The sequence below is a fragment of the Solibacillus sp. FSL K6-1554 genome, assembly GCF_038005185.1.
GTDB classification, from domain to species: Bacteria; Bacillota; Bacilli; order Bacillales_A; family Planococcaceae; genus Solibacillus; species Solibacillus silvestris.
Genome location: NZ_JBBOSS010000001.1, coordinates 613,224 through 633,681 on the forward strand (window position 1 = coordinate 613,224; position 20,458 = coordinate 633,681).

A 20,458-nucleotide genomic window follows, 5' to 3' on the forward strand; every position below is an offset into this window, starting at 1 on the left:
ACGCACATTACTGTAGCGTGAAAAACTGGACAACTCTTTTTTAATAAGAGCTTGATAAAAATCTAAAGGTGGTGAAATACCAGTGGTAAACTTACGCGAAATTAAAGGTCGTATTAACTCTACAAAGTCAACGAAACAAATTACGAAAGCGATGCAGATGGTTTCTTCTTCAAAGTTACGTCGTGCAGAGCAAAACGCTAAGTCTTACGTTCCATACATGGAAAAAATCCAGGACGTAGTAGGCGCAATCGCAACAGGTACAAAAGACAGCGGACATCCAATGTTAACATCTCGTCCTGTTAAGAAAACAGCATACTTAGTCATCGGTTCTGACCGTGGTCTGGCAGGTGCTTACAACTCAAGCATCTTACGTCAAGTTCAAAGCACTATTGATAAACGTCACAAGTCTAAAGATGAGTACGTAGTTTTAGTAGTAGGTCGTGTTGTTCGTGATTACTTTGTAAAGCGTGGACACAATGTTATCGCAGATGTCGTTGCTCTACCAGACCAACCGTCATTTGCTGATATTAAAGAAATCGCTCGTAATGCTGTTGGTATGTTCATTGATGGTACGTATGATGAACTTTATATGTACTACAATCACTTCGTATCTGCAATTCAAAACGAAGTGACTATGAAAAAAGTTCTTCCTCTAACTGACATTGCACCTTCAACAAGCAATGCTTCTTATGAATTTGAGCCATCAGGCGAAGCCATTTTAGAAGTATTACTTCCACAATATGCGGAAAGCTTAATTTACGGCGCGATTTTAGACGGAAAAGCGAGTGAACATTCAGCGCGTATGACAGCAATGAAAAACGCTACAGACAATGCAAACGATCTTATTGCAGACCTTTCTCTACAATATAACCGTGCACGTCAAGCGGCGATTACACAAGAAATTACAGAAATCGTTGGTGGAGCTGCTGCCTTAGAATAGGGCGCGCTCACCAATGTCGTATAAGAATACGATAGGAGGGTACAAAGTAATGAACAAAGGACACGTTCTTCAAGTAATGGGTCCAGTAGTAGACGTAAAGTTTGCTAATGGTCAATTACCAGCAATTTATAACGCATTAACAGTTACAATTGAACGTCCTAACGAAGCTCCAACTACTCTTGCATTAGAAGTAGCGCTTCACTTAGGTGACGATTCTGTTCGTACGATTGCCATGTCATCTACTGACGGTTTACAACGTGGAGCAGAAGTAACAAACTCAGGAGCACCAATCTCAGTACCAGTTGGTGAAGCTACATTAGGTCGCGTATTTAACGTACTTGGTGAAGTTATCGACTTAGGTGAAGAAATTCCTGCTGAAGTTCGTCGTGATTCAATTCACCGCGAAGCTCCAACATTCGATGAATTATCAACTACTGTAGAAATCCTAGAAACAGGTATCAAAGTAGTAGACTTATTAGCACCATACATCAAAGGTGGTAAAATCGGTCTATTCGGTGGTGCCGGCGTAGGTAAAACAGTATTAATCCAAGAATTAATCAACAACATCGCACAAGAGCACGCAGGTATTTCTGTATTCGCAGGTGTAGGTGAGCGTACTCGTGAGGGTAACGACTTATTCTTCGAAATGACAGATTCAGGCGTAATCAAACAAACAGCGATGGTATTCGGTCAAATGAATGAGCCACCAGGAGCACGTATGCGCGTAGCTTTAACTGGTTTAACAATGGCTGAGTTCTTCCGTGATGAGCAAGGTGCAGACGTACTTTTATTCATCGACAACATTTTCCGTTTCACACAAGCAGGTTCTGAGGTTTCTGCCCTATTAGGTCGTATGCCTTCAGCGGTAGGTTACCAACCAACACTTGCTACAGAAATGGGTAAATTACAAGAGCGTATCACATCTACTACTAAAGGTTCTGTAACTTCGATCCAAGCGATTTACGTACCAGCCGATGACTATACTGACCCGGCTCCGGCTACAACTTTCGCCCACTTAGATGCTACAACTAACCTTGAGCGTAAATTATCTGAAATGGGTATCTATCCAGCGGTAGACCCACTAGCTTCAACTTCTCGTGCATTATCACCAGAAATCGTTGGACCAGAACATTACGCAATAGCTACTGGTGTTCAACGTACAATCCAACGTTACCGTGAACTGCAAGATATCATTGCTATCTTAGGTATGGATGAGCTAGGTGACGAAGATAAGAAAACAGTTGAACGTGCTCGTCGTATCCAGTTCTTCTTATCTCAAAACTTCCACGTAGCAGAGCAATTCACTGGTCAAAAAGGTTCTTATGTACCTGTTAAAGAAACTGTTCGTTCATTCAAGGAAATCCTTGATGGCAAATGGGATCACTTACCAGAAGATGCTTTCCGTCTAGTTGGTTCTATTGATGAAGTAGTAGCGAAAGCTAAAGAAATGGGCGTACAAGTCTAATTAGCTGACGAGGAGGAAAAAATATGAAGACAGTTACAGTCAATATTGTCACTCCCGACGGCTCAGTATACGATTCAGAAGTAACGATGGTAATCGCTAAAACGACTTCAGGTGAAATTGGTGTCTTAGCTGGCCATATTCCTATGGTTGCTCCACTAACAATTGGTTCTGTGAAGCTTAAAAAAGCAGACGGCACTACAGATGTCGCAGCGGTTAGCGGTGGTTTCATTGAAGTTCGCCCTGAAAAAATCTCGATTTTAGCTCCTTCTGCAGAAGTTGCTTCTTCAATCGATATTGCCCGTGCTAAAGAAGCTTTAGCCCGTGCTGAAGGTCGCCTTCAAAAGAAACAAGATGACATCGATTTCACACGCGCGGAATTATCTTTAAAACGTGCAATGAATCGTATCAATGTTCATGAGGGTAATATCTAATGGTTTACAAGCGGGCAGATTCTTTCTGCCTGCTTTTTTTATAGACGGACAATAAGGGTATAAACAGTCTGTAACAAGTTTCGCCATCATCTTGGATAAGGTGTTTAAAGGAGTGAGGAAAATGGATTTATATGTCGAGGCTGGCCAACAAGCAATCGTTAATGTGTTAGCATATATTATATTTATAGGAATTGCTCTTTATACATTACAAGGACTAAGAATCGAACAATTATTTAAAAAAGGAAAAACTTTTCAAATTCAGCTCTTTTATATTTTGACGAGTATTGTAATCGGTTCAGTTGTAGCGGATTTCTTTTTAAACTTTTTAAGCTGGTCGCAAACGATTCCCTATATTTTTAGTTGAAACAGGAAATAGCTGCAGTTTTATTTCTTGTAAAGGGGAATAAACGTTTGTTTTCCACTACAAGAAATAAAAATTTCCTAGGAAATATTTGAGGTTTGTAAGGTTACATGATTTGGGTAGTTATTTTTAAGGAAGATACTTTAATGTGAAAATTTGTCTATTCACACTAAATAGTTGCGCTGCGTATTATAATTTAATAGCCTTTTCAAACAAATTAGATTAAAATAGTAATTTGGGTGCTTGAATTACAGCCCCAATAAATGTAGTATATTTTTGTGTGTAAATTGAGTCAAATGAAGTTTAAAATAATTTAAGTTTAATTGAACTTATTCCTTTATTATATGAGAATTGAATTCGGAGGGACGAATTGTGGAGAGAATTATTGTTACTGGGGGTCAGACGCTAAAAGGCACAGTACGCGTTGAAGGCGCAAAAAATGCTGTATTACCGATTTTAGCTGCTTCTCTATTAGCTTCTAAAGATAAAAATATGATTAAAGATGTACCAAACTTAGCAGATGTCGGTACGATTGGTGAAGTGTTAAAAAGTTTAAATGCGATTGTCGAATATGATGTCGAGAAAAATGAAATGAAGATTGATGCCTCTATGAAGCTATCAAGTGAAGCGCAATTTGAATTTGTAAGTAAAATGCGTGCATCCATTTTAGTAATGGGTTCACTATTGGCACGTAATGGCTATGCACGTGTAGCATTACCAGGCGGCTGTGCAATTGGATCTCGTCCAATCGAACTTCATTTAAAAGGCTTCGAAGCTATGGGTGCAGAGATTTCCTTTGGACATGGTTATGTAGAAGCAAAAGTAAAAGGTGAACTAAAAGGCGCAGAAATCTATTTAGACTTCCCGAGTGTTGGGGCTACTGAAAATATCATGACAGCAGCATCTCTTGCAAAAGGGACGACAATTATTGAAAATGCAGCAAAAGAGCCTGAAATAGTAGATTTGGCAAACTTTATTAACGCAATGGGTGGCCGTGTCATTGGTGCCGGTACTGATACAATTCGTATCGAAGGCGTTAAAGAATTAAAAGGTTGCGAACATTATATTATTCCAGACCGCATTGAAGCAGGCACATTTATGGTAGCGGCGGCAATTACTCGCGGAGATGTATTGATTGAAAACGCTGTACCAGAGCATATGACAGCACTAACTGCAAAAATGCGTGAAATGGGCGTAGAAGTTATCGAAGAAGATGAAGGCATCCGTGTGCGCGCAAATGACCCATTAAAAGCGGTTGATATTAAAACGATGCCACACCCAGGTTTCCCTACAGATATGCAATCACAAATGATGGCATTAATGTTAACGGCAAACGGAACGAGTATCATTACAGAAACAGTTTTCGAAAATCGTTTTATGCATGTTGAAGAATTCCGTCGCATGAATGCAGACGCAAAGATCGAAGGGCGTTCTGTATTTATCGAAGGTGGCAAAAAACTTCAAGGTGCGGAAGTGTCAGCAACAGATTTACGTGCAGCAGCAGCACTAATTTTAACCGGCCTCGTATCAGAAGGCGTAACACGTGTTACTAAGTTACACCATTTAGATCGCGGCTATGTGGATTTCCACAAAAAACTAGCTTCTCTAGGTGCAATGATCGAGCGCATCGATTCAGAAGAAGAAGTGTTACAAGAAATCGTTGTAACAGTTTAATAGCTAGATTCATATAAACATATAAAGCATTCAGGAAGCGAGATGTGGGCTTTCGGGATGCTTTTTTGGTTTTGTAAAGGAAGTATGGGGTTGGAGAGTTTGGAAATTAGAAAGTTTTTGTGAGAAAGTAGAATGGATTGCGGGGGAAGTAGAACAGATCGCTTTGAATGTAGAATGATTACAGGGAAAAGTAGAATGAAGCCGGTTAAATATAGAAAGCATGCAGGGTATTAGAAATTTTTGATGAGAAAGTAGAACATTTCATGCGGAAAGTAGAATAACTCGGCTCAAAAGTAGAACCTGTCGATATTAAAGTAGAACAATTACAGGCAAAAGTAGAACAACTCTGCTCAAATGTAAACCCCGCCGCTATTAAAGTAGAACCAATGCATCTCTCTCACCCTAAAATCCCTTCATAAATCCCATTCTACAAAAACTAGAAATTCTCTATCCAAAATGAACTCATATTCTTCTTGCAAGCTCATATACTGTCTCATGAAAAAAATTATCATTTATTTTATCATTGGTGTCCTATTGTTTTTAGTCCCGTTCACTTTAAAGTCTAAGAAACAAACCTCCATTCCTGAACAAGCGGAATCTACTTCTTGTCCTTTATTTATTAAAGTAAATAATACTACAGTTCCAATTGAAGACTACTTAATTGGTGTAATTGCAGGGGAAATGCCGGCAAGTTTTCATATGGAAGCATTAAAAGCCCAGGCGATTGCCTCCCGCACCTATGTATTGAAGCAGACCAATTATGGAAAAAAGCCGATTCTCACAACGACAGCACATCAAGTTTACAACGATCAGGAATTGCGAGAAGAAAAATGGAAAACCACTTTTGCGGAAAATGAAGAAAAAATTACAGAAGCCGTCAATCAAACCGCCAACCAAATTCTTACCTATAATGATGAATTGATTACAGCCATGTTTCATGCATCATCCTTTCAATATACCGAATCCGCAGAAAACTATAGCGGAAATCCCATTCCCTACTTAACAGCAACCACTTCGCCGGAACAGTTAAATCAGGAACAGACAACGTATACATTTGAAGAGTTAAATAAAAAACTTAAACAGAACTTTTCGAGAGCTCAGCTTCAAAACACAAAACTGAAGCGAAACAACACGAACCGCATTGAGCAAATTACCATCCATAAAAAAACATGGACGGGCAGAGAACTGCGCACACTTTTAAACTTACGCTCCACGAATTTTACATGGGAACCGACAGCGACCGGTATAACGATTAAAACGTATGGATACGGGCATGGGGTAGGGATGAGTCAGTATGGGGCAGACGCGATGGCACAGGGCGGTTTAACGGCGGAAGATATCCTTTCTCATTACTATCCATCGACAACTTTAAAATCGATAAATTATTGTAAAAAATAATGTTTAACTTTCCAATTTCTTGTACACACTTCCATTTGAGGTGATGAATATGAGAGAAGTTAAACAAAAGCCTTCTCAGAAACCAGTTATGCAAAGACGGTGGTTTTGGCCGGCTGTATACGGTGGTATGGCAGTAATGATTGTGGCCGTTATTTTTAGTTTTAATGCATTGTATGAAAGTCAGAATGAGCAGGAAATGATGGAAGAAGTTTCTGCACCAGCCGACCAGTCGATCGTTCCAACAACAGCGACTGTTTCGGAAACTTTGAAGTATCCATTCAAAGAAGAATACTTAAATGAAGTAACAATTTTGCAGGACTTTTATGACGTATCCAAAGATGAAGCAACACGCGAAAACTCATTGCTTGTATTTAATCAAGTATTCACAACATCTACAGGGGTCTCTATCGCAATTAACAGCGAGCCTTTTGAAGTTGTTGCTGCAATGAGCGGTGAAGTGACTGAAGTGAAAATGGATGCATTTACAGGCAACAGCATTACAGTTACACATCCAAATGGTATGCAAACACGCTATAACTCCGTGGCAGATATCCTTGTTAAACAAGGCGATCAAGTTTCACAAGGCGATCAGCTTGCTACTTCACAAGAAAATGAATGGAATCCAAACATTGGCGTTCATTTACACTTTGAAGTAATGGAAGATGGTGTACTGGTGGATCCGAACAAATATTTATCCTTTTGATTATTTAGGAAAATGGATGAATTCGGATACATTTTTAGTAAGTTAACGACGAATCCTGCAATCTACTCCGAATAATTAAGAGCCTGCTCACATAAGGTGAAATATTAAGAAGCAAGGCAATGCAAGGCTCTTTATATTAGAAGTAGAGAGGGAGAGGACGTGCACGAACATATTCGGCAACGCTGCGTTCGTTTGGGTGAACTGTTGGTAGAGACAGGTGAAACCGTGCGTGCACTCGCGAAAATGACGGGATTCTCTAAAAGTACTGTACACAAAGATTTGACAGAGCGGCTAAAACAAGTGAATGAACCACTTGCGCTACAAGTACAACAAGTTTTAACCTATAACAAATCGATTCGCCATTTACGCGGTGGTGAAGCAACACGTAAAAAGTGGATTACAAAGCAACAAGAAAAAAGCATTTAGTCTGTTATTATAACAACTAAATGCTTTTTTTCGTGATTATCACTTTATATTTTTACCATTTTAAACCATTATAAAGGAAAATCCTTCCCACAATATTGATGTAATTCAACAGTGTATATGATAAAATAACTAAGATAGACATATATAGAATCGTATACATGTTCAAATGGGCGGAAGGAGAATAATGAAACATGTTTTCTAAAGATATTGGGATTGATTTAGGTACTGCTAACGTGCTGATTCATTTAAAAGGCAAAGGGATAGTTTTGAATGAACCATCTGTAGTAGCAATAGATAAAAAGACAAATAAAGTATTGGCAGTCGGTGAAGAGGCACGTCAAATGGTGGGACGTACACCGGGAAATATTATTGCAATTCGTCCATTAAAGGATGGCGTAATTGCTGATTTTGATGTAACAGAAGCGATGTTAAAACATTTTATCAATAAATTGGACGTTAAAGGTTTCTTATCGAAGCCCCGCATTTTAATTTGCTGTCCGACAAATATTACATCGGTAGAACAAAAAGCTATTCGTGAAGCAGCTGAAAAATCGGGCGGCAAAAAAGTTTATTTGGAAGAAGAGCCTAAAGTGGCAGCAATCGGCGCAGGTATGGATATTTTCCAGCCAAGCGGTAATATGGTCGTTGATATCGGTGGAGGTACAACGGATGTAGCAGTATTATCAATGGGCGATATCGTAACGAGCGAATCGATTAAAGTTGCCGGGGATGTATTCGATAATGACATATTGCAATACATAAAGAAAGAATACAAGCTGTTGATCGGTGAACGTACAGCAGAAAATATTAAAACAACAATTGGTACAGTATTCCCTGGCGGACGCGATGATATTATGGATATCCGCGGTCGTGATATGGTAACGGGCTTACCAAGAACAATCGAAATCAATTCAGAAGAGATTGAGCACGCATTGCGTGAATCAGTTAGCATGATTGTACAGGCAGCAAAAGACGTACTGGAAAAAACACCACCTGAATTATCAGCCGACATCATTGATCGAGGCGTTATTTTAACAGGTGGGGGTGCGTTACTACATGGCATTGATCAGCTGTTAATCGAAGAGTTGAAAGTACCTGTTTTTGTGGCGGAAAACCCAATGGACTGTGTAGCAGTTGGAACTGGAATTATGCTGGATAATATTGATCGCGCGGTAAATAAATTATATTACTTATAATTATCATTTTTTTGCCGATAAATGATAAATACGGCATAATTAGAGGTGAATTGAGTGTTTAAAGGTTTTTATACAGTAGCTACAGGAATGGTTGCACAACAACGTAAAACTGAAATTTTAACGAATAATATGGCCAATGCCAATACACCTGGCTTTAAATCAGATCAAACGACCATTCGTTCTTTTCCGGATATGTTGATGTCGGCAGTGAATTCGACAAACATTCCAACGGAGAACGGGTTTGCAATAAAAAATCTTAATCCGGTTGGCGCGGTAAATGCGGGTGTTTATTTACAGGAAACAATGCCAAACCAAGCGCAAGGGCAGATTTATTCAACTGGTTTAAATACAGATATCGCTCTGATCAATAGCTCCATGCCTACTGACGAAGCTTCAGGGAATTCGGGACAAATTTTCTTCCGTTTGGAAAATGAATCCGGAACCGAGAGCTATACACGTAACGGAAATTTTACGCTGGACGGGCAGGGCAATCTAGTAAACCCTCAAGGACTATTCGTATTGGATGCAAATGGAGAACGTATGCAGTTTGATAACGACAATATTCGCATCAGTTCGGATGGGGCGATTTTTGACGAAAATGATGTACAGGTTGGCACATTAGGTGTCGCATTTTCAGAAAATCCGGATGTACTTGTGAAGCGTGATAATGGGTTGTTCAATACATTGGATGGCGTCGATCTACCATCTGCCTATGGACAGGCTAATGTACAATTTTCGATGCAGCAGCAATATTTAGAAGGATCTAATGTTGATGCCTCTAAAGCAATGACAGATCTATTAACTGCATACCGAGCATTTGAAGCAAACCAAAAAGTGCTGCAGGCATACGACAAGAGTATGGAAAAAGCGGTTAATGAAATTGGACGAGTTAATTAAATAATTGCATTTGAATGATTATAGCGAGTTGATTGAAATGATGAGGAGGCGTCTCCACCGTGGAGAGCGCCCAGATCGGAATGGAAATCAACTCATTCATATAGCAATTATTTTCATTAGCTGTCGAATTTTCGTATAATTAAGGAGGTGCGGGAAATGTTACGTACAATGGTGAGTGCGACAAATACATTATCTCAGCTACAGCATCAGTTAGACACAATTAGTACAAATATCGCAAACAGTAATACAACAGGCTTTAAAGCACAGCAGGCAAATTTTACGGAAATGCTGTATCAGCAATTTAATAATGATGAATTAGACCGCACTGTCCGTGATACACCTGTTGGCATTCGTTATGGTGTCGGTGCACAGATCGGATTAATCCAATCAAATCAGTCACAGGGCTCACTGCAAGTAACAAACCGCGATTTAGACTTTGCGTTAACAACAGAGAATCAATATTTTAATGTGTTAATGCAAAATCCTGAAGGCGATGTGCGAACTGCATACACTCGTAACGGTAGCTTTTATGTAACACAGAATGAACCTGGCATTCTTTCTCTTGTAAATAGTGATGGATACCAAGTAGCAGATGCAAATGGACAGCCAATTACATTCCCGGATAATGTGACAGGCTTTACGATGGATTCAGACGGTTCGTTAGTGGCAAGCTATGAAAATGGCACCCCGCTAAAGTTCCAGCTTGGAATTTCTGAACTGCAAAAACCAAATGTAATGGAAAAACTGCAGGGCGGGACATATATTGGGTTACCGGAAAATCTAGATGCACTTGGCTTCACGCAAGCGCAAGTACTGACAGATCTGCAAGGTGCCAATCGTCAAGTGGGCGTTCAAAAAGGTGCACTTGAAATGTCGAATGTAGACGTATCAAAAGAGATGACAAATTTAATTCAAGCACAGCGTTCATATCAATTTAATACACGTGCGATTACAATTGCAGACCAAATGCTTGGGTTAATTAACGGTATTCGCTAGACGTGCGACATTGTTAAGGGAGAAGTTTTATGACGAATGAGTTAGATAGACAGGGAGAGCAAAAAGAGCCTACACCCAAAAAGCCGAGACGTCGTATAAAGAACGTTTCGGAGCCACCAACGGATCAACCTGTTGGTAAGGTTCGGCTTCGACTGATTCCGATCTGGCTACGTATTATAATCGTAATTTTATTATTTTTAGTAGCCGTAATTGTAGGACTGGTTGTTGGCTACAGCGGTATAGGGGACGGCGCAGCATCCGATATTTTAAAATGGGAAACATGGCAGCATCTCCTCGATATTATAAATGGGAAAGAGTAGGGGGATTGTCGGGAAAGCCATTTCCGAACAGTCCCTTTACAGCGAAGAAGCAAAAAATTTACTTTTTTGTTGAATTGGAGCAAAAAGCCGGCTGAAATTCCAGCCTCTTTCTCCAATATTTGCATTGCTTTACCAGAACATACATAAAAATAAACGATTATCTACATAATATTATAGAGGAAACAAGGGGGATTTTTTTCATGTTAAACGCAGAGCAAATTCAAAATATATTACCACATCGCTATCCATTTTTATTAGTTGATCGCATTCTTGAAATCGAAGAAGGAAAGCGCGCACTTGGATTGAAAAATGTATCAATTAACGAAGAATTTTTTAATGGACATTTTCCTGGCTATCCAGTAATGCCAGGTGTCCTAATTGTCGAGGCACTTGCGCAAGTGGGTGGTGTGGCATTACTAAACGCACCTGAATATAAAGGACGTCTTGTATTTTTGACAGGGATTGATAATTGCCGTTTCAAGCGTCAAGTCGTACCGGGCGATCAGCTGAAACTTGAAGTGGAATTTTTGAAATTGCGCGGACAAATGGGGAAAGGCCGTGCTACTGCGACAGTAGATGGCGAACTAGTTTGTGAGTGCGAGATTTTATTTGCAATTGGGCCTGAACAGCCAAAATAAGGCGATTTGCAATTGGAACTCAAAGATTATAAAATATAAAGGTTGAAGGAATCTTTAACTTCTTTAAGCAAAAGTCACCCAATGAGATAGGATAGGTGTGGGACGATTGCCAATGTTCACCTTTTATAGGTTTTTATTTGCCTGTAAACAATGAGCGAAGTTTGGCTTTAAACGTAGGAGGTTTTAAAATAGATGTATAAACAACTGTCTTCAGGCATAAAAATTAGTATTACACGATCAATATCGACGTCGTTTGAAGCTTATTTAGCAAGCATTGGTTGGGATGAAGAAAAATTTTCGATGGAAGACTATATGGCAAGCTGGCAGACTTACTTTAAAGAAAATGCCGCTTGGATCGATAAAATACCGGCAGACATTTTACTGAGCCCTGAATTTCATGAAGAAATTGCTAAGAAAATGGATAAAGTCATTGCTAAAATTTTAAGTGAAGAGCCAACAGAAAAGCAAAAGAAGGAAATTGCGGAACTACAGAAACAATTAGGCACAAATTACAAATACGACTGTAAAGCAGAAGCCGCTTATGTTGAACAGCTCTTAAAAGATAAATTAAAATAACCGCATTTTTTTGTAGGATAGATCCTTCTTTTCCCGGGCACTATATGTACGATCACACGAAGTGATTGACTCATGATTGCATATGGGAAAGGAGGGAATTTTTTATGCGAAAATCAGCACTACTTGTAGCACTTTCGCTTGGTTCACTGTTATTTCTCTCAGCGTGTAACACAAATGACAATGCTGGAGAAGACAATGTAGGAAATGATGTCAAAAACGGTGTTAACGATGTAATGGATGACACACGTGACGTTATCGATGACACGGTAGATACTGTTGATCCGGATACCGATGGACGTAGCGGTCAAAACGACATGAACGGACAAACAAATGAGAGCACGATTGACAACAATCACAACTCAAATGTCCCGAACGGTTCTAGCGGTCCGAATGTTGAAAATGGCGCAACTGCACCAGGAGCTCCATCGGTAAACCAAGAAGATATCATCGAAGACCGTGCAGATCGTAAGGATAAAGACGAAGTGGATAACCACTAGTCTAAAAAAGGAATCAGTGTTCACTTAGGTGAGCACTGTTTTTTTGTTGTGGAGAAGCGAGCGAAATGAAATAATCCTCATTTCATACGATATAATCCTCAAATTTAATGGATGAAGGCGGGCAGAAGAATTTATTCCTCACTTGAGCCAGGATAATCCTCACTTAAATGTGTTTAATCCTCAAAACAAGGTAGATAATCCCCACTTAGTAAGTGATAATCCTCATTTCAGGTTAATTAATCCTAAAATCAAAAATAAAAGTGAATTTATTCTGTTTTCTTTTTGGACCAGGATAAAATGTTCTCTGGAATAATATAATACGTTCCTTTCTTAGCGCCACGCTGTTCGAGACCTAACCTTGATAAAATATTCGAACAGACTTTTATATTTGTCATTCCGAAAAACTCGCGAAATTGTCGGTTAGAAATTTTTTCACCAAGTAAGGTTCGGTAATGATAGAGTGTTTCAAAGACGACATCACGACTTTTAGCCTTACAAACGTTACATGTAAACGACCCGTAATGATAAAACATTACATGTTTATAATCACACCATCTACAAAGAACGCCTTTCCTTAATCTATCTAAACTGATAGTGCGGCGAGGGGGAAGGGCCTGATAAAGTTGTTTCAGTTTAGCGATAATCATATTCATATTTGCATTGGTTTTTGCAGTATTGAGATAGAGGTATTCAATGAAATTGGGGACGCCACTTATATGAAAAGTCGGGAAATTCTCCAATGACTCGTCTAAAACAGCTTGCTGGTTTGCGATTACGACCGAAAAATGCACGGGGATAGTGATCTGCCATTTTCGAAAACATTGTTCCAAAAATAGCTGATGCCGGTAAACTTGATCAAGGGGGTTTCGGAAGTTTTCGCGTTTATCGTTGGGGATGCGGTAAAATTCATGCTGCGCGGATTTGTAAAATAAAACGCCGGACAGCAGTTTTACTTCAAAAATTACTATAAAAAATGGTGTCACTAAAATAGCATCCATCTGATGGGAATAGCCCTTTTCATTCATGCATTCAAAATTATAGAAAATATGATGGTCCGTTTTAAAAAATAATCGGAAAGAGTTTGCTTCAACTTTATCTCTCCTGCACATCCAGCCTCTAAGCGTTGTAACTCATGCTGGATAGCACTTGCTTCCGTATCACCAAACATAATTCTCTTAGTTAAAACTTCTGTGTAAAGATTGCTTTGATTTCTGCACAAACTTCACCTCCACCTTGAATATACGATGAGTGGTGAGGCTTGACAAATACCTTCAAAAAGATGAATTTACAAAGAATGCTGAACCAAATTACTCTTTTTAAATCAACCTACATCCCAAAACTACACTTTCCGCCCTATTCACCATTTTTCTTCAATGAAGGGCGATTGCGCATCCCCTGATCAAATGCCTCAAGCAGTTCATCATTCCGTAACCCTTCTTCAAGGAGCTCTGCCAATAATAGTTCGGCATATTTCTTACGCTGAGCTTTCAAACGGCCTTTTATAAGTACTGATATTTTATCGCCCACTTTTGTAATCGAATGTACGACACATGCAAATGGGGCAGGTTCATTGTCCGGCAGCGAAATGATGGCACGTGCATCCAACACTTCGCCGGATGTAACAAAGTTTTGAAAAAAATCGTAATATGTATCTGCTGTAAACAATTCTAAAATCCACATTTTATGGCTATTTTCCTGATTAATAATAATGCCGTCTGTTAAAGGAATTTCTTTTATTTCATCATTTACTAATAAATCAAAAGCAAGCATTTTAAAGGTTTTCACTTATAAATCCCTCCTCAGTTTTCTTATGTAAAAGTATAACATACAAAAAATGTGAAACTGCAGATTTCAGCAATTTGTAATTTCACCTACAAGTCTATTTACAACAGCATTCTCATTAACTCGAATGAAATACCATATAGGCGAAAAGGTAATTTTGAAACAATATTTTAGCTAAAAAATTCAAATTCACATTTTGCCAGAAATAGCAGGGTTCGGCTATGCTTTAGTTAATTTCCGAAAGAAAGGAGGTCAATGAATGAATCATGTTGGGCTTGTAGGGCGAACGACGAAAGATATGGAGCTCAGGCACTTATCTGAAGGAAGGGTTCGGGCATACTTTATCATTGCTGCTAACCGTCCTTTTAAAAATAGTGAAGGAAAGGTAGATGCGGACTTTGTGCAATGTGTGGCATGGGGGAGGACCGCTGAGTTATTGGCAAAATACTGCGGGAAAGGCTCACTCATCGGGATTAAAGGACGCTTGCAATCAAGATCATATGTCAATCGTGAAAATCAGAAAGTATACACGATGGAAGTGCAAACAGAAGATGTACAGTTTTATTCATTAAAAGCCCCTGGTGAAGCAGAAAAGCTCCAAACACCGTCCCCGATTCCCGAAGATTTCGTGCTTCCAAAACAAGAAACCAAACTCGTACACCAGCCGTAATCTTTTTCCTCTCCGATAAAATAATATTTCTCAGGAGGTGAAGCGCCCAAATCTGCTGTTTGACCGCGCAGTAGTAACCATTCCTTCTCACAATCCTATAACAACTAAATAAAGTAGTGAAGTAAGCATAAAAAGAGTCTACTTCATGGCGTAAAAGTAGACTCTTTTCACATTATTTTATATTGCCCGTATCCAAAATGAGTAAATCCATCAGTTCCGAATCATCCAGTTCAGTCAACCATTTACTTGATTGAATTAATTCTTCGGACAGTGCTGATTTCATTGCAATCATTTTATCGATTTTTTCTTCAATCGTTCCAATTGTCACAAACTTATGCACTTGCACAAATTGTGTTTGTCCGATACGGTATGCCCGGTCTGTCGCCTGATTTTCGACTGCCGGATTCCACCAGCGATCGGCATGGAGTACATGCGTAGCTGCTGTTAAATTAAGGCCTGTTCCGCCAGCTTTAAGCGACAGTAAAAACACAGGGAACTCGCCAGCCTGGAACTGATCGACTAAATTGTCGCGCTGATTTTTCGGCATACTACCTGTTAAAAACGGAACTTCAACATTATAAAGCTCTGTTAAACAATGCTGAATTAAATTACCCATTCCGATGTACTGTGTAAAGATTAAGCATTGTTCGCCATTATCGATAATTTCCTTCGTCATCTCAATAATGCGCTTAAGCTTTACAGAACGAGAAACCATCGTATTGGCATCTTCAAAAGGCTCTTTTAAAAACAGGGCAGGGTGGTTGCAGAGCTGTTTTAATTTGTTAAGCATTTTTAAAATACGTCCCTTTTTCTCGAAGCCGGTGAGCTCTTCAAGTGTCGCTAAAGTATCTTGAATATAGCCTTCATAATGTGCTGCCTGCTCAGGGGTAAGTGCACAAAATTCAAGGGATTCCTGCTTGTCAGGCAAATTCAGCTGAAGCTCGGGATCACGTTTTGATCGACGCAGAAGGAACGGACGGATTTTCATACGTAAAACACGTTTATGGGATTCAGACTCTTCCCGTTCAATTGGTGTAATAAAGTTTTCGGTAAATCTTGTAAAGCTACCTAAATAGCCTTTATGAATAAAATCAAAAATGGCCCACAGCTCGGAAAGACGGTTTTCAACAGGTGTACCTGTTAACGCAATATGATGCTCGCCTTTTAATTTCCGGATTGCACGGGATTGCAATGTTTGCATATTTTTTATATTTTGTGCCTCATCCAAAGCAACTGTTGCCCAGTCTATAAGCTGTAAGTCATCTGCATCCTGAGTGACCGTACCATATGTGGAAAGAATGACATGCGGACGCTGTGTTGCAATATAGCTTGTCAGGTCATCACCTTTTAAACGTCGTGGCCCGTAATGTGTATATACTTCCAAGTCGGGAGCGAAACGAGTAAGCTCTTTTTGCCAGTTGCCGACAACCGATGTCGGGCACACAATCAATGTCGGTTTATCAATTTGCAGAACGGAAACGGTATGGAGCATATACGTAATAAGCTGAACGGTTTTACCAAGTCCCATATCATCTGCCAGACAGGCACCGAATTTTTGGTCACGCATGAAAACAAGCCATTCAAAGCCTTCCTGCTGGTATGGACGCAGCTCAGCATGAAGCTTGGCTGGTACAGCTACTTTTGGCAAACCTTTTTTATTTTGCAGTTGATCAATATAATCCTGCAGTGATTGTTGCATCTCAAATGCAAATAATGGGTCGTCGCGCTCAGCATCATCTTCTGTATCATCTTCAATAGGTGCAGTTAATGTTTCAGGCAGCTCACGGAACAGTAAATCGCGTACTGTCCAATTTTCTTCTTTTGCCTGATCCATCAGTTCACGCATTTCATTGAGCCACTCTGCATCAATACGGAACCATTCCGTGCCAATACGGATAAATTCACGTTTTTCAGCAACGAGTTTCTGGAAGGCTTCTGCGGAAATTTCTTCGCCATTCATCGAGAACTGCCATTTGAATGTCAAAATATCGTCCAGCCCTGCTACACTACGGGCCGATTGGTTATTGGCACTGACACGTACACGCATTTTCGATTGACGGAGTTCCTTAAGCCAAGCCGGTAAAATCACATCAAAGCCTAAAGCCTGTAATTTAGTAAGTTCGAGACGTAAAAATTCACGTACTTCCTGATCATTGAATTGTGTATGAATAAACTGAGCACTTTCAGCATTTAATTGAATTAAATCAACTATTTGATTTTGCAGCTCTTCAATGTCATTAGCAATTGCACTCCACTTTTTCGGCAGTGCTTCCAATATCGGCAGTTTCAGTTTTGATGAAGCAGGTGTCCAATGTTTTGCGGCATTTGGACTAATAAGCACCGTTTCCAACAGCCAGTTTTCCTCATTTTCTTCTGGCTCGCTTAAACGCAGTGCCACTTTTACACCATCAAATACATGAGAAGTTTGCATCGGCCAGCCGCCATTTTGGAAAAATGGAATCAGTGCAAGCGTATCTTCTTTAGAAAGTCCGGCATCCATCAGTTTTTGTTCAACCGCATGTTGTAATAGGGCATCGGAAAATGTAAAGCCTTCTTCTGTTACAGTTGCCTGCTGCCAAAGCTTTGGGTCGTTCCAAAGCGGCAATGTCGTCTGGATCGCTTGAAAGTGATTAACGGTTTCATCATCATATGCAGCAAAATCCAAAAACGGGTGACGGTATGCTGGTGACAGAACGTCCAGCAAATGAGATGCCGATATGATTAAATCACGCTCTTCCAATGAAGTGTGCAGCCCGTAAAAACTTTGCTCAAATTTGAAAAAGAGAGAAGGAATCCAATTGGCTGTCGGTAAAATTAAATCATTTTTATTGTACGCAGTAGCACGGAAGTAACCGGGACGCAGCTCTGAAAGCTTTAAGCGAAAGACTTGTAGAAAGGGTAGCTTCGTATTAAATAAATATTGCATTGTATCGTTGCGCAATAAACGCAATGTCACCTCCTATTAGCAAAATACATAATCTAAATGAGTAAATTGCTTTTATTTATCTCTTCTTGCAGTGCACGCAAACGCTTGTACTGCTGCTGCACAGCTTCAATATATGCTGTAAAATAGTCGAGCTTTCCGGCTTTTTTGGAAGCTGATTTCATGGCACGCCAAATGCGGACTGCCTGCTTATAATTTTGCCGCGATTTCTGCTGAATTTCTTCCATCGCATAAAAATGGTAAAGAGGGAGTGCAGTTTCAGGTGACTGTGCGACAACATCCTTTAAACCGTATTGATCTAAATAAGGAATCGACGAAGGATAGAGCTGATGAAGTCCAACCCACTCGTCCAAACGATTGTGACGCAGTAAATAGTTTGAAAACGACTCAATACCGTAACGGCCGAACGAAGAGTACAATGCGAGCTCCTCACTATCACTCAGTTGAACTTGACCGTATAGGTGATCGAGCTTACGCGTAAACTTCTGGCGACGTATTGGCAATAAGTTGTCCTGCACAAACGTTTGTAAAAAAGGAAGTGCCTTTTTTAAAAGAACGGTCGCCTCATCAACAAAGTCTTTCTGTAATGCATATTGGGCTATGTCGATAAACCCTTCCACATTATTTTCGCTCATTGTTTCAACTGCTTGTTCCAGTTGTGACGGTGAACTTAATAAAATATAAAAAATGGATTTTACTACATTTAATTCGATATCTGTATTGCTATCATCGCTTTGTTCCAAAAGAGCCAGCTCATTTTTTAAGCGCTTTTGTTCATTAAATAGCTTTGTCCAAAACTGCAAATACAATGATAGCCGAAATGCTGTTGCTCCTTTTTCGATAAAAAGAATCTCGTGAACATTTTTCTGAATAGCATCAAAAAATGGCTCGGTTGCAAACAGCCGTGTTGTTTTACTTAATGTATCAATCGACCTCTGAATGCGGCTTAGCGTATTTTCCAAAAAGAACTGAACATAATGATGACTCAGATCTGCTTTCGTTTTGACTGCATGTAACAGAAAATGTTTCGAAACGGCGATATCCATAAACAAGTTAAACAGCTCCTGCCATTCCTGCTCATAAGGGCGGTGGCGCTGCAGCTTAGTACGAATATTTTCGATTAAGCCTGATAATGTGTAAGGCTCCAATGGTTGCGGACCTTTAATTGCATAATTAAGCACTTCGTCAGCCATCATCTGCCAGTTTTCCGGACTGCGCTCTGACGCCAATGACTGGAGCGGAACAGATCTTTTAGAACGCCAAATAGAAAGCCATTGCTGCAGTGAAATAAAATATTGCGACAGCTTTAAAATAATTGCAAGCTGGTGGCGGCATAGATCTTTTTTAGGGCAGCTGCAGCTGATCGTTTGTTCCGGAAAATTAATCGTCACTTCCGCTGTATTGACGTCCTGAACTTGGCATACCAGTATTTGGCTGAATCTTGAATAGTGCGGTGGCTTAATTGCCTGATTACGGACAGAGAACATGGCGCGTGTCACCAATTCTGCATCTTCATTTGCTGAAGGGAGAAGCTGTTCTTCAAAGGATTGTAATGTATGTTGAATAAAATCTTTATGTGCATGGGCAATCTCGGAAAAAGATAAACTCAAAACGGGTTTCCCCTCCCTAATAATTTATTGCATTGGAAATTTTAACTTCTTTCAAGGTGAAGGAAGAAAAAAAGTCGTTCCTTCCATTATAATACGAATCCAGACAAATCGGTAATGTGAAGAGACATTGAATAAATTTTTAAGCGAATAGCACTTTTTAGAAGGTTTGAAATGTTGAAAGTATGGGGAAACTATAAGCAACAGAGAAATTGATTGAGTTTCAAGAACACTTACATGATTACATCCATATGATAAATGAAATTAGGTCTTATGACTCGGATAAATCCCAACGAAAATAAGTGAAGGAGGAATTCCCATGATTCAAGTTCAATTTATGAAGCCATTCTATACAAAAATGACGGGCACGAAATTACGCTTAGTCTTTGCTTATCAATACTTTTCCATTACAAAAGACGAGGAAGTTTTTCATTTCATTCCGATTGAAGGGAAAGAAATGATTATTGATTTAAACTCAATGCAAGTCGAAAATTTATCGGAAGTGTTTGTATTCCAGCGCGGCAATCGTTTCGTACGTCTCCCGCTGTATCAGCTTTTACTCGTATCTAACGTACACGAATATTTAATGCCGATTATTGAAAATGTCTCAAATAATGTAACACCGTTAAAAAATGAAACGTCACCGGAATTTGATGAAGAAGTGGAAGGGATTGTGCGGGTATTGGAAGAAAGTAACTTATCCCGTTTAATCGATGAAGCGCTCGAATCACGTGATGAGGTATTATTCCACAATTTAATTGCGGAAAAGGAACGATTAACTGGAGGCTATGCATCGTGATTGCCCATATAAACTAAACCCTGTTAGCTGATATTAGCTAATGGGGTTTTTGTATATATACTGCCAAACATCCTTTTTATTTAGTATAACAATCCTTTTCAAAGGCAAAATAATAGGAAAGCCTTCATTAAACAGCTT

22 protein-coding genes are annotated in these 20,458 nt (G+C 39.5%); 17 read left to right on the plus strand and 5 right to left on the minus strand.

What is annotated here, in order from left to right; genetic code table 11:
* The first annotated feature begins 82 nt into the window (after positions 1-82).
* From atpG to MHB58_RS03140, 15 genes are all read left to right on the plus strand, one after another.
* Positions 83-940 carry an ATP synthase F1 subunit gamma gene (gene atpG / locus MHB58_RS03070; RefSeq protein WP_008404447.1) on the plus strand — a complete coding sequence of 286 codons (858 nt, stop codon included), beginning with the start codon at positions 83-85 and terminating at the stop codon, positions 938-940.
* Positions 941-989: 49 nt separating this feature from the next.
* Positions 990-2,405 carry a F0F1 ATP synthase subunit beta gene (gene atpD, locus MHB58_RS03075; RefSeq protein ID WP_008404446.1) on the plus strand — a complete coding sequence of 472 codons (1,416 nt, stop codon included), beginning with the start codon at positions 990-992 and terminating at the stop codon, positions 2,403-2,405.
* Between the two features lie 23 nt (positions 2,406-2,428).
* Positions 2,429-2,836 carry a F0F1 ATP synthase subunit epsilon gene (locus tag MHB58_RS03080; protein ID WP_008404445.1) on the plus strand — a complete coding sequence of 136 codons (408 nt, stop codon included), beginning with the start codon at positions 2,429-2,431 and terminating at the stop codon, positions 2,834-2,836.
* A gap of 121 nt (positions 2,837-2,957) precedes the next feature.
* Positions 2,958-3,200 carry a DUF1146 family protein gene (locus tag MHB58_RS03085; RefSeq protein ID WP_008404444.1) on the plus strand — a complete coding sequence of 81 codons (243 nt, stop codon included), beginning with the start codon at positions 2,958-2,960 and terminating at the stop codon, positions 3,198-3,200.
* 369 nt (positions 3,201-3,569) lie between these two features.
* The gene (gene murA, locus MHB58_RS03090; RefSeq protein ID WP_014824728.1) at positions 3,570-4,871 is read left to right on the plus strand and encodes a UDP-N-acetylglucosamine 1-carboxyvinyltransferase; all 1,302 of its coding nucleotides are present in this window, start codon (positions 3,570-3,572) and stop codon (positions 4,869-4,871) included.
* 495 nt (positions 4,872-5,366) lie between these two features.
* The gene (gene spoIID / locus MHB58_RS03095) at positions 5,367-6,269 is read left to right on the plus strand and encodes a stage II sporulation protein D (RefSeq protein ID WP_340734639.1); all 903 of its coding nucleotides are present in this window, start codon (positions 5,367-5,369) and stop codon (positions 6,267-6,269) included.
* Positions 6,270-6,318: 49 nt separating this feature from the next.
* Complete coding sequence (locus MHB58_RS03100; RefSeq protein WP_340734640.1) at positions 6,319-6,972, plus strand: M23 family metallopeptidase; 654 nt, start codon at positions 6,319-6,321, stop codon at positions 6,970-6,972.
* Between the two features lie 159 nt (positions 6,973-7,131).
* Complete coding sequence (locus MHB58_RS03105) at positions 7,132-7,398, plus strand: sporulation transcriptional regulator SpoIIID (RefSeq protein WP_008404436.1); 267 nt, start codon at positions 7,132-7,134, stop codon at positions 7,396-7,398.
* Positions 7,399-7,589: 191 nt separating this feature from the next.
* Complete coding sequence (locus MHB58_RS03110) at positions 7,590-8,594, plus strand: rod shape-determining protein (RefSeq protein ID WP_340734641.1); 1,005 nt, start codon at positions 7,590-7,592, stop codon at positions 8,592-8,594.
* Positions 8,595-8,648: 54 nt separating this feature from the next.
* Positions 8,649-9,491, plus strand: coding sequence for a flagellar hook-basal body protein (locus tag MHB58_RS03115; RefSeq protein WP_008404431.1), 843 nt, complete (start codon positions 8,649-8,651; stop codon positions 9,489-9,491).
* Between the two features lie 156 nt (positions 9,492-9,647).
* Positions 9,648-10,487, plus strand: a complete 840-nt coding sequence (locus tag MHB58_RS03120) for a flagellar hook-basal body protein (protein WP_014824725.1) — start codon at positions 9,648-9,650, stop codon at positions 10,485-10,487.
* A gap of 29 nt (positions 10,488-10,516) precedes the next feature.
* Entirely contained in the window at positions 10,517-10,807 is a 291-nt protein-coding gene (locus tag MHB58_RS03125; protein WP_014824724.1) for a DNA-directed RNA polymerase subunit beta, read from the plus strand.
* A gap of 200 nt (positions 10,808-11,007) precedes the next feature.
* Complete coding sequence (fabZ, locus tag MHB58_RS03130; protein ID WP_008404426.1) at positions 11,008-11,445, plus strand: 3-hydroxyacyl-ACP dehydratase FabZ; 438 nt, start codon at positions 11,008-11,010, stop codon at positions 11,443-11,445.
* Between the two features lie 192 nt (positions 11,446-11,637).
* A complete protein-coding gene (locus tag MHB58_RS03135; protein WP_340734642.1) occupies positions 11,638-12,021 on the plus strand; it encodes a hypothetical protein in 384 nt (127 codons plus the stop codon).
* A 104-nt stretch (positions 12,022-12,125) separates the two neighbouring features.
* Complete coding sequence (locus MHB58_RS03140) at positions 12,126-12,518, plus strand: hypothetical protein (RefSeq protein WP_014824722.1); 393 nt, start codon at positions 12,126-12,128, stop codon at positions 12,516-12,518.
* Positions 12,519-12,784: 266 nt separating this feature from the next.
* On the opposite strand, the gene MHB58_RS03145 is transcribed toward MHB58_RS03140, so the two are convergent.
* The 3 genes from MHB58_RS03145 to MHB58_RS03155 form a co-directional block, all read right to left on the minus strand.
* Positions 12,785-13,627: a nuclease-related domain-containing protein gene (locus MHB58_RS03145; protein ID WP_340734643.1), complete on the minus strand. Its 843-nt coding sequence runs from the start codon at positions 13,625-13,627 to the stop codon at positions 12,785-12,787.
* On the minus strand, positions 13,540-13,737 hold the full coding sequence (locus MHB58_RS03150; protein ID WP_340735916.1) for a hypothetical protein: 198 nt from the start codon (positions 13,735-13,737) through the stop codon (positions 13,540-13,542). The genes MHB58_RS03145 and MHB58_RS03150 overlap by 88 nt, the downstream gene beginning before the upstream one ends.
* Positions 13,738-13,871: 134 nt before the next feature.
* On the minus strand, positions 13,872-14,303 hold the full coding sequence (locus tag MHB58_RS03155) for a YwpF family protein (protein WP_008404418.1): 432 nt from the start codon (positions 14,301-14,303) through the stop codon (positions 13,872-13,874).
* Positions 14,304-14,559: 256 nt separating this feature from the next.
* On the opposite strand from MHB58_RS03155, the gene MHB58_RS03160 reads away from it, so the two are divergent.
* Positions 14,560-14,970 carry a single-stranded DNA-binding protein gene (locus MHB58_RS03160; protein ID WP_340734644.1) on the plus strand — a complete coding sequence of 137 codons (411 nt, stop codon included), beginning with the start codon at positions 14,560-14,562 and terminating at the stop codon, positions 14,968-14,970.
* Positions 14,971-15,142: 172 nt separating this feature from the next.
* Here the strand turns inward: MHB58_RS03160 and MHB58_RS03165 are convergent, their stop codons facing one another.
* Entirely contained in the window at positions 15,143-17,920 is a 2,778-nt protein-coding gene (locus MHB58_RS03165; protein WP_340734645.1) for a DEAD/DEAH box helicase, read from the minus strand.
* Between the two features lie 29 nt (positions 17,921-17,949).
* Positions 17,950-19,524 (minus strand): SWIM zinc finger family protein, encoded by a 1,575-nt coding sequence (locus MHB58_RS03170; protein ID WP_340734646.1) that lies wholly within the window; start codon positions 19,522-19,524, stop codon positions 17,950-17,952.
* Positions 19,525-19,840: 316 nt separating this feature from the next.
* Here MHB58_RS03170 and MHB58_RS03175 point away from each other — a divergent pair, with 316 nt between their 5' ends.
* A complete protein-coding gene (locus tag MHB58_RS03175) occupies positions 19,841-20,320 on the plus strand; it encodes an IDEAL domain-containing protein (RefSeq protein ID WP_008404409.1) in 480 nt (159 codons plus the stop codon).
* Positions 20,321-20,458: the final 138 nt, after the last annotated feature.